Origin of the sequence: Limibacterium fermenti (genome assembly GCF_041902845.1) — a bacterium.
In the GTDB taxonomy this organism is placed as follows: domain Bacteria; phylum Bacteroidota; class Bacteroidia; order Bacteroidales; family Dysgonomonadaceae; genus Limibacterium; species Limibacterium fermenti.
Genome location: NZ_CP159486.1, coordinates 854,694 through 868,599 on the forward strand (window position 1 = coordinate 854,694; position 13,906 = coordinate 868,599).

Sequence of the window (13,906 nt, forward strand, 5' to 3'; positions counted from 1 at the left end):
CCTTCTTTTATTTTCCGATATAAATATCCATATTCATCCCTGCTCTAAGACTTTTTATCGCCTCCGGATCATTATTCTCCGTGAACTCGATATGCACGGGTATTCGCTGCTGTACCTTCACAAAATTGCCGGTACTGTTGTCTACCGGAATGCTTGAATAACGGGAGCCGGTTGCTGCCGAGATGGCTGTTACCTTCCCTTCAAACTCATGTCCGCCCAACGCGTCCGCCTTCATGACTACTTTTTTACCGATGGTTACATTCGGCATTTGTTTCTCCAGAAAATTGGCCGTCACCCATTTTTCCTGCGATGAAACAATGGTCGCCACCTGCATCCCGGGCTGTTGCAATAGTTGCCCTTCCTGTATCAACTTTCTGCCCATTATCCCGTCATAAGGTGCGACAATGACCGTATAAGAAAGATTTAGTTTGGCCATCTCCAATGCAGCTTCGGTTCGTTTGATTTCGGCATCATTCAATGCCAATCGATTTTTGACTTCTTCCGTAGACAAATTGGCCGTCTGCTTTTGGTTGACCAATGCTTCGTACGATGATTTCGCCACATCATATTCTGTCTTCACCTGATCGTATTGGAAACGTGTTACCGCCTCCGAATTCATTAGATTTTCGTATCGATGCAGGTTTTTTTCGGCATTATCCAGTCTTGCCTTAGCTCCGGCAATATTCGCCTGAGTGGTGTTGATGCTGCTTGCGGACGTATTGACAGTCGACAATGCCACATTCTTCGATGCCAGGGCATTCAGGTATACGGCTTCGGCCTGAGCTAACTGTGTGCGAATCTCGCTGTCATCAATAATAATAAGAGTATCGCCCTTTTGTACCTGCTGATGCTCCATGAAGCGTATTTCTTTAATATATCCCGATATTCGCGCATTGACGGGATTGATGAATTCTTCGACTTGCGCCGAGTTTGTAAAATCATTTTTTCCGATGTGGAAATAGTTCCTTACCAGCCAAAAGAAACCTCCTACAAGAAAAAGGAATACGAAAACATTGGTTGCGATGACTTTAATTCTTGTTTTTTTCTTAGCTGCTATATTTTTATTCACTGTCATATTTATGAGTTATTTACATTAATGAGTAGAGTCGTTATCGGATCGTTATAGGGTGCCCGTGGCTTTCAGTAAATTGTAATATTGGAACAATGCTTTTACCACGGCATTGGCATATTCCAGTTCAGCATTCAATTTGGCATTGCTGGCATCGGTCATTTCCGCCGTAATAGCCAGTTGGTGCAAATATTTATTTTTTACGATATCGTAATTCTCATTTGCCAATGCTCTTGATTTATCCGTTAATGCGATTTGTTGTTTCGCCTCCTGATATTTCACATACGCTGCATTTATTTCTATTGCAATAGCTTGCCGGGTATACGTTAAGGATTCCCGGGTAATGCGCGCCTGGCTTTTACTTAAATTGACCTGCCGTTTGGTTCTGAATAAATTATCGAGATTGAAACTCAGGTTGAGTCCTACTTGCCATGAGTTGCTATACAAGTCCAAAGCCGGCGTACTCGTAGTGATCGGCCTTTGCATCGTGTAGCCGCCGAAAGCAGAGATGCTTGGAACCCAATTTGTTTTTTGGATGCTGACGTTTTTTTCGGCTATTTCGACATTTTTCTCCGCCGATTGTAAATGCGGATGTTGACGCGCTAAATCGGTATAATACGATTGCGACTCTATCATAACGATGTCTTCTATCTTTTCCGTAGGGATAATGATGATGTTGTTCGGCAAACCGAGGGCATAGCTCATCTGATTGCTTAGAATGGCATGGTTGTTTTTGACGGTAAGGATAGACTGTTCCAGATTTTTTATCAGGAGTTCCGATCGTATCACCTCGTTGCGGGTTACCATGTCTTCCTTATACAATTTTGTGACATTCGCGAGCAATTGTTCTGCATGCACTTTATTTTGTTCCAGTACCTGTATTTGGTTTATCAGCTTATAGATATCCAGATAATTGGATACTATCAGAAATTTTATTTCCTGCTCATTACCGGCGAAATCCAATTCGGCCAACTGTTGCTTCAGTTCTGCCATTTCGATCGATTTCTTAACAACTCCGCCTTTATACAGGAGTTGCGCCGCCTCTATGCCGAATGTGTTGCCGAAATGAGGCATGTCGACAGTTTGAACTTTCGCCAAATCTTGATCCAAGATGACGGCATCGCCTAAATAAAAAGCGTTGGCTGTTAAAGTGATGGAAGGCAATTGTTGCAATTTTGAGACCTTCACCTCTTCTTCGCTGGCTTTAACTTGCGCGGAAGAAATTTTTAACTGCTGATGGTTTTGCAATCCCATCTCCACGGCTTGTTCAAGGGATAGCCTGTATTGTTCCGTCTCCTGCGATAAGGCGTTAAACAATATACTGATAGCGATCCCGAAAAAGAAGATTCTTTTGCTGTATGATTTCATATACCTTTACCTGTTTCGTTGCTTTGTACATCTTATGTTAAAGCGTATTCAATTTATTAGGAGCTGTGTGAAGGGCGTTCGAGCCGGCTAAATCTACCGGGAAAAGGGACGGATACGGTTTCCATTGACGAATGGATACACCTCCCATTCCGTTTGTCAGTACCTGTTTGTGCCCGTCTTTGCCGGTGAAGGTGCCTTCCACTTTATCCCAATTGAGCGTAGCCACAGGATTGTCGGGAACTTTACCGGTTACCCCCCATACCGTCGCATTGGCCACATGCGCCGTATATTCCAGCACACCTCCTTCGGTTTCCATTGTCACCTTGTAAACAGTGGGAATAAATGCGCCCAAGGCGGGGAAGAACACCCATTCCTGATGCTCGATATGAAAGTCGCCGGCAGGGAAATATTGCTTGCCGTCTACCACATTCAGCACCATATCTTTCAGGCCGAGCCTCATTTCATATAAACTACCGAAAACTTCGTCAAAATGAAACCACATCCAATCTTCCCACCCGCCGATTTCGGCGGCCGATGAGTCGACGGCGATATAGCGTTCGCGTACGCCACGGCCTTTTATTTTTATTTCCCGCCCGTGGATAGTCAGTTTTCCTTCCACTATCCCCGACCAATTATATCCGTAAGCGATACTGTGCTGTGTGAGGTAAGAAGGCGCTTCTTTACCGTACCAAAGCGGATATCCGGCGCCGTAGTGAACAAATTCGGCCTTGATGCCCTTCGCTTCGTCTTCGAGCGTATAATGCCACGACTTATCGTCTTTGCAAATCACCTGGAAGTTACCCAGACTAACCCTTACCTGCGTGTCGGATTTCTCTACTTTCAGCGTTCCTCCGGGATATACGAACTGTCCGGTAATGTTTACGGGCGGAAAATCGGCTACCTTATAAATAGAGGTGGGCGATTGAATGACTTCACCGGTATCCCAACACAGTTCGTAATGCCATAAGTCTTTGTCTTCGGAGGCTAAGATAAGCGGCGAGCACCCAAACCAATACTGTTTTCCGTCGTCGCCGACAGCGACAAACGAACAGAGCCAGTCTAAAAATGCCGCATCGCGTGCGTCTTCGGGAATTCCATGTCCTTCTATATCCAGCGTTACTTCCGGATTGTTTACTACTTTTGAAAAAGATTTTCGTTTCATACGTCTATTTTTTAGTTGTTTATAAAATATGTGTGATATCGTGATCACATTGACGCTGCAAAGGTAGGTGCGATTTTGTTGGTAAAAAAGGCCATTATTCCACTAATGTTGGAATATTTGGACTATTGTGTGTAAAAATACGTCTAAAGTTCCATAATAGGGGTTCGGCGGATGTGCTTTTTAAGTCATCGGCGGACGGGGAGATTTGCCGGCAAGTCCGATTATGCGCACCGGAAAGCATTCGGAGCTCCCGGGAGCCGAAAACGTATGGGCGGAGGGCTCAAAAAGCAGCCCCCCTCAAAAAAAACAGAAAGGGATTAGTCGTTCTTGTATTCTTTGGGTGATAGACCGGTTTGTCTTTTAAAAAACTTTCCGAAGTGCGATTGTGAAGGGAAATTCAGTTCGTCGCTGATTTGCTGTACGGTCATGTCAGTCGATTTCAACAGCGCCTTCGCTTCGAGTATTACATAGCTGTTTATCCAATCGGTTGCCGACATTCCGGTATTTTCCTTAATTACTTTGGATAGGTATTTAGGGGTGAGCGACAATTTTGAAGCATAAAATTCGGTGTCGCGATGTTTTTTATAATCTTTCTGCACATAGTCGGTAAATTCCTCGACCAGCAAATCTCTTTTCGATTTATTTTCCTCTTTCGGCAGTTTATGGAACTGATATCCTAATCCCATAAAGAATGCCTGCGTCAACAATTTGAGGATTTGCATGCGGTTGGGATTGTCTTTCATCCGGATCGTTTGCTGCAACATTTTATAATAGAGTATCATTCCGTCTATTTCTCCTTCAGCCAAAGGTATCCATGGATTATCTTTTACCGAAAGGTTCAGGGGGTATTTGTCTTTAAGATCTATCAGGCTGTTGGTGAATTTTTTGGACATTACAATAAAATAACCGGAGAAATTTTCACTGTATGCTTCATATTGCAGGATCTGATCGGGAAGGACAATAAACAAGGCCGGAGCCGTACAATGATACTGCTTCAGGTCGATAAAACCTTTTATGCTGCCTTCCGTACAGATAATAGCGGTTACCACATCGACTTTGAAAGGGTAGTCGAATGCCGTGGTGATGATCGGGTTCTCGAGCAATATAATATCGTCGCCGATTGCATCCGCTTCTATTTGATTTAATTCGGATCTCCAGTCAAAAAGAGAAATTACTTCTTTCATCCGTTCCTTTTTTGAGAAATTATTTTGCAAAAATAGGAAAAATAGTCGGAAAAACAAGCCGTATGAGCCAAAAGTTCCAATAATGGTGGAATATTGGCCTTTTATTGTGCGCAAAAACATCTTTTCTTTGCAGTGTGAAAATACAACGAACATAAAAGAGGAGGATTAACAATGAAAAGAGGATTAAGAATTGTATTTGTGTCGGCGGCGTCGCTGATAGGATTTGCAGTAATGAGTTCCCTGGGAGCATTATTGTTAAGGAGAAAAATTTTAAAAGGATAGTATTTTATTTTAAAGACAACAGGAATTTATTTATTAAATCATTAAACAGTAAGAAAAAATGAAAAAATTTTGGTTAGCATCATTTGTCGTAATGATTAGTTTGAGTGCATCACAGATTTATGCACAGTCCCCAAGTTTCGGAGTAAAAGCAGGAGCGAACCTGTCGAACCATCTTTTGTCGGATTTGGACGGAGTAAAAAGTAAAATGGGCGTGGGCGCGCAGGTAGGTGTTTTTGCCGCCTTCGATTTGGCCGATTATTTCACCTTGCAACCTGAAGTGCAATTGCAGTGGAACAACTCGGAATTGACGTATAACGGGAGCAAGGGCGATTTTTCGTATTGGGGAATCAGCGTGCCGGTATATGCGTTGGCCCGTTTTGAACAGGAAAACGGCGAAAGAGCGACTTTCGGTGTGGGCCCGTTTGCCGAGGTGGGATTGAGCGCTCAGGCAAAAGCCGGCGGTACGGAGTATGATTTGTATGACGGAAGCGACTTCCTGGGCAGTAAACTGCAACGGTTCGATGCCGGTTTGGCCGCAACTGTCGGATATGAGTTCGATTTCGGACTTAGTGTTCACGGCTCGTACAAGCTGGGGCTTGTCAATGCGTTGGACGAAGGAAGTGGTAAGTTGCGTAATCAACAAGTATCCTTGCAATTAGGCTATCGTTTTTAGGTATTCATCGATTGGCCGTTGTGCCTGTAGATTTCTACGGAACACGGAGGAAAATAAAGATCATCAACACATCACAAAGAACAATGACAGATAAAAATAAGCGATCGGATTTTGTGGCATACGAATATTTATCGGTATATGTACCGATCGAGTTCGAGCCGATCTACAGCGATATGTACCGGAATTTTGGATGGATAGATAATTTGACTGCCGTTTCAATGCCGGAAACTCCGTTGAACAGAAACCAGACAATCCTGCGTTTCAAACGAGACCGGGACATTCCTAACCGGAGCCGGCTGGCTTTAAAACAACGAAAATGCGAAGAGGCATTGAAGAAGATTGAGCGACTGGAAAATCTCAAATCCGCCATTCCGTTTATCGTTACCTTAACAGTGGGTTTAACCGGAGCCGCCTTGCTGACGGTGTCGATATTCAAACTGCTTGAGGCAAAGTTTGTGGCGTTCTCCCTGCTCGCCCTGTTGGGCTTAAGTATCTGTTTGATTGCCTATTTCTGTGTATATAAAAATATCCGGAATAAACAGATCTCAAAGCTGACTCCCATTATTGAGGAACAATATGAGTTGGTCTATCAGTTGGGGGAAGAAGGCCGGGAGTTATTTTTATAAAAGGAAGATGTGAATGCATGAGCGCCCTCCTGAATAGGATGGGCGCCATGCTATTTTATATGAAGGTATAATATGGAGCTTGGAATCAGCGCTTTTTACGGAAAAAGAAAGAAATAAAAAACGGATAAAATGGGAGATGTTTTTCATAATTTACTTAGTTATAATTTGGTGCGAGCCGAAGGATATGGAGAGCCTTTAACCGTAAGGGCGTTCTCGGAGCCGGATATCAACAACCTGAACTTGTGTTTTCGCGGAACATGGGTCTATGATCATATTCCCGACATCGATGCCATGAAAGCGGCTTTCAGAAAACTGCTGGGCTATTATCCGCCGTTGTCGGGAAGGGTCCATCCAAACGGCTCCGGAATTGTGTTTTCGAACAGAGGAACGCCTTTTATTGTGAAAGAAGAAACGAGCGTGTCCGTAGAAGATATCGGGAAAACGGACAAATGGGCCAGGAGGTTCACAACGCCGCTCGATTTGGGTGAAGTCAAAAGGGGAAACATCGCTCCGATGAATGTGACGCTTAGTTTATTAAAGAACGGATCGGTCTTGAGTGTACAATGTAGTCACGGTTGTGTCGACTGCGTAAATTTTTATACGATCGTGAATGACTGGAGTAAACTGTGTAGGGGGGAAGATATTGTAGAACCGGTGTTTGAGCAATCGTTGTTTTCAACAGCGCAATCCTCTGCCCGGGAAGACGGCGGTTACCCGTCTTTCGCTCAAGGATGGAAAAGTTTATTTTCCGGCTCTATCATCAAAATGTTCTCCGATTCGTTATCGGGAATTGCCCTTGAAAGAACGGGAGCGTTTCATTTCTCCTCTGCTGCCATCAAACGCCTGAGAGATAAAATTTCCTCCGAATGCAGTTTCGAATGCACCACCGGTATTGCCTTGTCTGCCTATATCGGAAAAATGTTTGCCATCCTCAACAATCTGCCTGACAGTATGGGCTATAAACAAGCCGTCACGATCGATCTCCGTGGACGCCTTGATGGAATTCCGGCAGCTTTTTTCGGAAATGCTTCCATGACGGTTCCTACCCGCCCTTACAAAAGAACCGCCACATTGAGCGAGATCGCACAGATTGTATATGATTTATTGCAGAAAATTATTCATCAATCGCCTCAGGAATTGGCCGGATTTTTAATGAACAACCCCGATAATCTGGGGACAAGGTTACCCGACATGCCGATTGATACGGATTCCTTCAGTTTGAAGCGTCCGTTAGTCTTTTACAATCATAACTTTTCGACGTTACCCATCTATTCTGTCGATTTCGGGAAAGGACGTCCCGTACTCTCTCTTCCCCATAACCTGCAAAATCATCAGATTCTTATTTGGCCGGTGTCTTTATCTGAAAATGACGGGGTGGAAGTATATTTTTCGGGATTGCTTGCCCGTCAAATTAAAAAGCTCAATCCCAACGATCCTTGGATGCTTGCTATGAGAAAGATGGAACGATAAGCATCCTGTTTTCTCTGTTCCAATTCGGCATCGGAAGAAATAAACGCCCGTTATACGGTTGAATAATGGCCCCGACAAGGTTGTAAAATGTATTATACGGTTGAATAATGGCTCCGACAAAGTTGCAAAATGCATTATACGATTGAATAAAGGCCCTAACAAGGTTGCAAAATGCATTATACGGTTGAATAAAGGTGCTGACAAGCTTGTAAAATGCCTCGTACGATCGTATAAAGCTTCAAACACGCTTGAAAACCGGTTTATACGGTTGAATAAAGGTTCAAACAACTTTGTAAAGCCATTTTTCGAAGGAAAAAAGGCTTATGCAAGCGTGTAAGGTGGTTCGTACGACGAAATATCGTATTTTTGTGCCATGGATGATACGTTCCACACCATAAAAGCCATAGCCGAGGGGCACCTCACCGAAAAGAAAAGCCGTTTCCTCGCCTTCGCCGTTCCCGTACGGGATGTCGAAGAGGTGAAGACTGTTTTGGATGAATATCGAAAGAAGTATTACGATGCGCGCCACGTGTGCTGGGCATACATGCTGGGGTGGGAGAGGGCTGACTTTCGAGCCAATGACGACGGCGAACCTTCGGGCACGGCCGGAAAACCCATTCTCGGGCAAATCAATTCGTATCAACTGACCGATGTGCTCATTCTCGTCGTGCGTTATTTCGGCGGCACGCTGCTCGGTACCGGCGGCCTTATCCGGGCTTATCGCGAGGCGGCGAAGGCTGCCATCGACAATGCCTGTATCGTGCAAAAAACCGTCGACGACCGTTTTACTCTGCATTTCGATTATCTGCTGCTGAACGACGTGATGCGTGTCTTGAAACAATTCCCCGAGGCGGACTGGGAGCAGGATTTCGCCGAGCGCTGTGTCATTCGCCTGCGTGTGCGCCGGTCGTTGTCGCTGCCTCTCTACGATGCGTTCGCCGCGGTGTATGGGGTGGAGATTGAAAAAATTGATGGAGATTGATGGAGATCGCAAATCGAGTCCGCAAAGATGAAAAGACTGTTGACTGCCGATTGTTGACTGCCGATTGTTGACCGCCGATTGGCGACTGAAGACCGGTGACTGAAGATCGGTGATGAAGACCATCGGTCGGTGACCGAAGCCTGTCGACCGATGGCCGATTTCAAATGATTTTCAGAAAAAATTGGTGTTACTTGCCTAAAATTACTACTTTTGCAGCGCGAAGCAAAAGCAGCACATGCGTTTTTATAAAGAAGAAAGATTACTGAATGAAGAAAAACCTGGTTATTGTTGAGTCTCCCGCCAAAGCCAAGACCATCGAACGGTTCTTGGGTAAGGACTATCACGTGATGTCGAGTTACGGGCATATCCGCGATTTGAAAAAGAAGGACTTCAGCGTAGACATTGAAAATAATTTCACCCCCATTTACGAAATACCCGACGACAAGAAGAAAGTCGTTGCCGAATTGAAAGCGGCGGCCAAGCAAGCCGAAACGGTCTGGCTCGCTTCCGATGAGGACCGCGAAGGGGAGGCCATCTCGTGGCACTTGTTCGATGCCCTCGGCTTGAAGGACGATAATACCAAGCGCATCGTCTTTCACGAAATCACCGATACGGCTATTCATCGCGCTATCGAAACGCCGCGTAAGATCGACAAGAATCTGGTCGATGCGCAACAGGCGCGCCGTGTGCTCGACCGCATCGTCGGCTTCGAACTTTCGCCCGTTTTATGGCGCAAGATCAAGCCTGCTCTGTCGGCCGGGCGCGTACAGTCGGTGGCTGTGCGGCTTATTGTGGAGCGCGAACGTGAAATACAGCAGTTCAACAGCGAATCGGCCTATCGCATCATCGCCATCTTTACGAAAAAAGAAGGCGGCGAATCGTTCGAAGTCAAGGCCGAATACAACAAGCGGCTTAAGACCAAAGAAGAGGCGTTGGCGTTGCTCGAAAAGCTCAAGTCCTCGCTCTTTTCCATCGAGGATGTCACGGTAAAGCCGGCCCGCAAATCGCCCGCCGCGCCGTTCACCACCTCCACGTTGCAACAGGAAGCGTCGCGCAAACTGGGCTTTTCCGTTGCGCAAACCATGAGTGTGGCCCAGCGCTTGTACGAATCGGGAAAGATCACCTATATGCGTACCGACTCTGTCAACCTGTCGGGACTGGCCATCAACACAGCTAAAGCCGAAGTCACACAGCTTTACGGACCGGAATACGTCAAAGTCCGTCAGTATACGACGAAATCGAAGGGGGCGCAAGAGGCGCACGAAGCCATCCGTCCCACCTATATACAAAACAGCGCCATCGACGGCACGGCGCAGGAGAAAAAGCTTTACGACTTGATCTGGAAGCGCACCGTGGCTTCGCAAATGGCCGATGCGCAACTCGAAAAAACGACGGCGCTTATCGATATCTCGAATGATAAAGGAAAGTTTGTCGCCAACGGTGAGGTGCTGAAGTTCGACGGATTCCTCCGAGTCTATCTCGAAGGAACCGACGATGAAGATGCCGAAGTCACCGACGGCATCCTGCCTCCGCTCACACAGGGAGAGGCGCTCGACATGCGCGAGACGATCGCCACGCAGCGCTTTACGCAGCGTCCGCCGCGTTATACCGAGGCTTCGCTGGTGCGCAAGCTCGAGGAACTGGGCATCGGGCGTCCTTCTACCTATGCGCCTACGATATCGACTATCCAGAACCGCGAATATGTGGAGAAACGCAGTCTCGAGGGCGAACAACGGCCTTATAACGTACTGGCGCTGAAAAACGGCAAATTGAAGGATACCGACAAAACGGAAACCTTCGGCGCCGACAAGAACAAACTCGTGCCTACGGATATCGGGATGGTCGTGACGGACTTCTTGATGGAGTCCTTCCCTTCGATCCTCGACTATAACTTCACGGCCGATGTGGAAAAAGATTTCGATAAGATAGCCGAAGGCAAAACCCAATGGAACAAATCGATTGCCGACTTCTACAAGGTGTTCCATCCCATTGTCGAAGAGGTGTCGCAGACGCATACCGAACACAAAGCGGGCGAGCGAATCCTCGGGTCCGATCCTAAAACGGGACGGCAGGTATCGGTAAAAATCGGTCGCTATGGCGCGGTGGCTCAAATAGGGTCGTCGGAAGAAGAAGAAAAGCCGCTTTTCGCGCCCCTGCAAAAGACGCAATCCATCGAGACCATCACCCTGGAAGAAACGCTCAAGCTATTCGATTTGCCCCGTACCGTGGGGACATTCCGCGACAAGGACGTCGTTGCTGCGGTAGGACGTTTCGGCCCCTATCTCCGCCACGATGGCAAGTTCGTTTCGTTACCCAAAGGGATCGACCCGCTCGAGGTGTTGCTCGAGGAAGCCATCGAACTGATTGAGGCGAAAGAGAAGAAAGATCGCGAAAAGACGATTAAAACTTTCCCCGAAGAACCCGGACTTCAGGTGCTCAACGGCCGTTACGGCCCTTATATCACTTTTGAAAAGAAAAACTATAAGATTCCCAAGAATCAGGAACCGTCGGAACTGACGCTCGATAGGTGCCGCCAGATTATAGCGGAAGCCACCGACGGCACAACGAAGAAAAAGAAAACGACCCGCAAGACGACCGCAAAGAAAACGAAGAAATAACTTCCGGCCGATGCGCCTTGCCGGCGTGGTTTCCTATTCCTAAATTAGAAACAGCGCATAAACCTGTATGAAAACGGTTTATGCGCTGTTCTTGCCCATTGGCTCAAGCATTGGCTCAAGCCTTATCGGGGGTATGATCTTACAGTCTTTTTACTTCTTCGACAGACAGGCCGGTTGTTTCGGTAATAAGATCGATCGAAAGTCCCTTTGCTTTTAGTTTCCGGGCGATTTCTATCTGCTTATTTCGTTCACCTTCCGCCTTCCCTTCCGCTTTGCCATAGGCGATTGTAGCCAAGTGGTCGCGATACGCTTTAATGCTTGCATCGTATTTAATCCGTTCCGCTTTGCTAAGGGAGGACAGGTCGGCGATCTTTTCCAGTTTTTCAAAAACCGATTTGCGGGCTTTAAAAGGAATTCTCTTTAATGTTTCCATATTCTTTAATACATAAATCCATCGTTCGAAATCTGTTTCGCATTCCTCCTCTTCCTTTCGAAAAGAGGGGAGTTCTAGAAAGATAAAACGCAATTTGTCACTGAATTGTTCATGCGTTTCACGGTCGGTAAGTACTACGTCTGTTCGTAGTTTGCCGGGTCTCCCGTTCAATCGGAAGTTCATAAAAAACACCCCGTATACCGCATTCAACTCAAACTGCCATTGGGCGCTTTTCTCCCCTTGATAGGCCAATGCGCGTGTTAAATAATACAAGGCGCGTTCGCTGAAATGCACTTGCCGGATATTTTGCATTTCCACAATAAAATGTTCTCCGGCATCTGTCTGGCAAGAGATATCGTATATTCCGGTTCGATCGTTTTCATATAACGGCAAACTCTCTTTGTCTAAAAAACGAATATCTTCTATACGCTTCTCTCCTTCCAGCAGGTCGTTTAGGAACTCGATCAAGAGCTCTTTATTGATTTCCTGACCGAATATTTTTTTAAATTCCACATCCGAAAAGGGATTGATAAACCGTCGCATATATCTCGCTTTATTTACCTTACAAAGGTAAATAAAAATTGAACGGCAAGAGGAACAAAAGGATTATTTTTGACTCTTACCCTTTATGTTCAATAAAGAAGCACGCCGGCTACACCGGCTATCAAAATCAGCAGGATAGGATCGACTTTCTTTAAAGAGGCGATGAATATGACCAGGAAAATGCCCCAACTGGTATAATCGGGAAAATTCCGTTGATTCATCAGTATCAATGCTGCTGAAGCTATCAGTCCGATAATGGCCGGCTTCAGTCCTTTCAGGGCTGCTTGTATCCAAGAGTTATGTTTAATCTTGAAAAAAAAGGTGCAGACGAGTGTCATGATGATGAGTGGGGGAATGCTCACTCCCGCAGTGCAAATCACCGAGCCAAGAATGCCTTCTAATGTGCCGTATCCTGCTGTTGTAACCGCCGAATAACCGATATACGTTGCCGAGTTCAGCGCGATGGCGCCGGGAGTAGTTTGAAAGATAGCCACTAGGTCGGTAAACTCTTCCAAGGCAATCCACCCGTAGCGATATACCACTTCGTGCTGAATGAGCGGAAGCATGGCATATCCGCCGCCAAAGCCGAACAGCCCGATTTTCAGGAAGGCAAAGAACATCGATGCGTATAGTTCAATCAGTCCCATTTCCCCGCTCTTTTCTGTTTTGAACAATGAATTTGTAATAAGCGATGCCCCCCGCAATAGAGAGCACGATAATCAGGATGGGCGACACGTTCAGCAGCCACACCGATAAAGCGACCGCTATCGGAATCCATAGCGTTTTCAGGGTGATTCCGGTGCTTTTGCCCAATTGGATGAGCGGGGCAGCGATTAAGGCTACCACTGCCGGGCGGATGCCTTTGAATATCCTTTCGACCAGAGGATTGTCTTTAAACTGTGTAAAGAACAAGGCAATCAACAGAATGATGATAAAAGAGGGAAGAATTACGCCGAAGCCGGCTGCCAGACTGCCTTTGAATCCTTGCCTGCGGTTTCCGATAAAAAGAGCAGTATTTAATGCCACCGGGCCGGGCATCGATTGCGCCACCGCCAGCATCTCCACAAAATCGGTGTCGTTGAGCCATTTTCGTTTGAAGACGGCTTCATTTCGGATAAGCGGAATCATGGCGTACCCTCCGCCAAAGGTGAATGCGCCGATTTTAAAGAAGGCGAAAAATAATTCAATGTAGGGTTTCAAAACGATACGCATAAGGATAGCTAAAAATAAAAAGCAGACTGCGTAAGTGTAACCTTTTGCACATCTGCTTTTTTCTATAAAGAAGCCGCACTGGTGGAATAAGTCGAAACTCCTTATGACAGGATTTGAGTGTTCTGGCATCTTTGTAATCCGCTGGGCTAAAGAAAGCCTCTTCCGAAGAAGTGCGGCCCGCCATTAATACCAAAAACTAGTCTCGGTTTCTTGATTTTTATTGATGAGTTTCCCAATCGACCAATGCGGCAATGGCTCATTCGTTTTAATGACTCAAAGATATA

General features: G+C 46.1%; 12 protein-coding genes. 5 read left to right on the forward strand and 7 right to left on the reverse strand.

From position 1 onward, the window contains the following. Positions 1-7: 7 nt before the first annotated feature. From ABNK31_RS03845 to ABNK31_RS03860, 4 genes are all read right to left on the reverse strand, one after another. A complete protein-coding gene (locus ABNK31_RS03845; RefSeq protein ID WP_418894407.1) occupies positions 8-1,069 on the reverse strand; it encodes an HlyD family secretion protein in 1,062 nt (353 codons plus the stop codon). A 51-nt stretch (positions 1,070-1,120) separates the two neighbouring features. After that, positions 1,121-2,437 (reverse strand): TolC family protein, encoded by a 1,317-nt coding sequence (locus ABNK31_RS03850; protein WP_418894408.1) that lies wholly within the window; start codon positions 2,435-2,437, stop codon positions 1,121-1,123. Positions 2,438-2,474: 37 nt separating this feature from the next. Next, on the reverse strand, positions 2,475-3,599 hold the full coding sequence (locus ABNK31_RS03855; RefSeq protein WP_418894409.1) for a hypothetical protein: 1,125 nt from the start codon (positions 3,597-3,599) through the stop codon (positions 2,475-2,477). A 317-nt stretch (positions 3,600-3,916) separates the two neighbouring features. After that, entirely contained in the window at positions 3,917-4,783 is an 867-nt protein-coding gene (locus tag ABNK31_RS03860) for a helix-turn-helix domain-containing protein (RefSeq protein ID WP_418894410.1), read from the reverse strand. 340 nt (positions 4,784-5,123) lie between these two features. Between ABNK31_RS03860 and ABNK31_RS03865 the strand changes: the two genes are divergently transcribed. From ABNK31_RS03865 to topA, 5 genes are all read left to right on the forward strand, one after another. Continuing rightward, positions 5,124-5,738, forward strand: coding sequence for a porin family protein (locus ABNK31_RS03865; RefSeq protein WP_418894411.1), 615 nt, complete (start codon positions 5,124-5,126; stop codon positions 5,736-5,738). Positions 5,739-5,821: 83 nt separating this feature from the next. Further along, a complete protein-coding gene (locus ABNK31_RS03870) occupies positions 5,822-6,364 on the forward strand; it encodes a hypothetical protein (protein WP_418894412.1) in 543 nt (180 codons plus the stop codon). A 129-nt stretch (positions 6,365-6,493) separates the two neighbouring features. Continuing rightward, positions 6,494-7,834: an acyltransferase gene (locus tag ABNK31_RS03875; protein WP_418894413.1), complete on the forward strand. Its 1,341-nt coding sequence runs from the start codon at positions 6,494-6,496 to the stop codon at positions 7,832-7,834. Positions 7,835-8,207: 373 nt separating this feature from the next. Continuing rightward, on the forward strand, positions 8,208-8,816 hold the full coding sequence (locus ABNK31_RS03880; protein WP_418894414.1) for an IMPACT family protein: 609 nt from the start codon (positions 8,208-8,210) through the stop codon (positions 8,814-8,816). Between the two features lie 266 nt (positions 8,817-9,082). Beyond that, entirely contained in the window at positions 9,083-11,434 is a 2,352-nt protein-coding gene (gene topA / locus ABNK31_RS03885; protein ID WP_418894415.1) for a type I DNA topoisomerase, read from the forward strand. 139 nt (positions 11,435-11,573) lie between these two features. Here topA and ABNK31_RS03890 read toward each other — a convergent pair whose 3' ends face one another. From ABNK31_RS03890 to ABNK31_RS03900, 3 genes are all read right to left on the reverse strand, one after another. Continuing rightward, the gene (locus ABNK31_RS03890) at positions 11,574-12,410 is read right to left on the reverse strand and encodes an Rpn family recombination-promoting nuclease/putative transposase (RefSeq protein ID WP_418894416.1); all 837 of its coding nucleotides are present in this window, start codon (positions 12,408-12,410) and stop codon (positions 11,574-11,576) included. An 89-nt stretch (positions 12,411-12,499) separates the two neighbouring features. Continuing rightward, entirely contained in the window at positions 12,500-13,057 is a 558-nt protein-coding gene (locus ABNK31_RS03895) for a chromate transporter (RefSeq protein WP_418894417.1), read from the reverse strand. Then, positions 13,044-13,610, reverse strand: a complete 567-nt coding sequence (locus tag ABNK31_RS03900) for a chromate transporter (protein ID WP_418895358.1) — start codon at positions 13,608-13,610, stop codon at positions 13,044-13,046. Before ABNK31_RS03900 ends, ABNK31_RS03895 begins: the two co-directional genes overlap by 14 nt. Between the last annotated feature and the right edge of the window lie 296 nt (positions 13,611-13,906).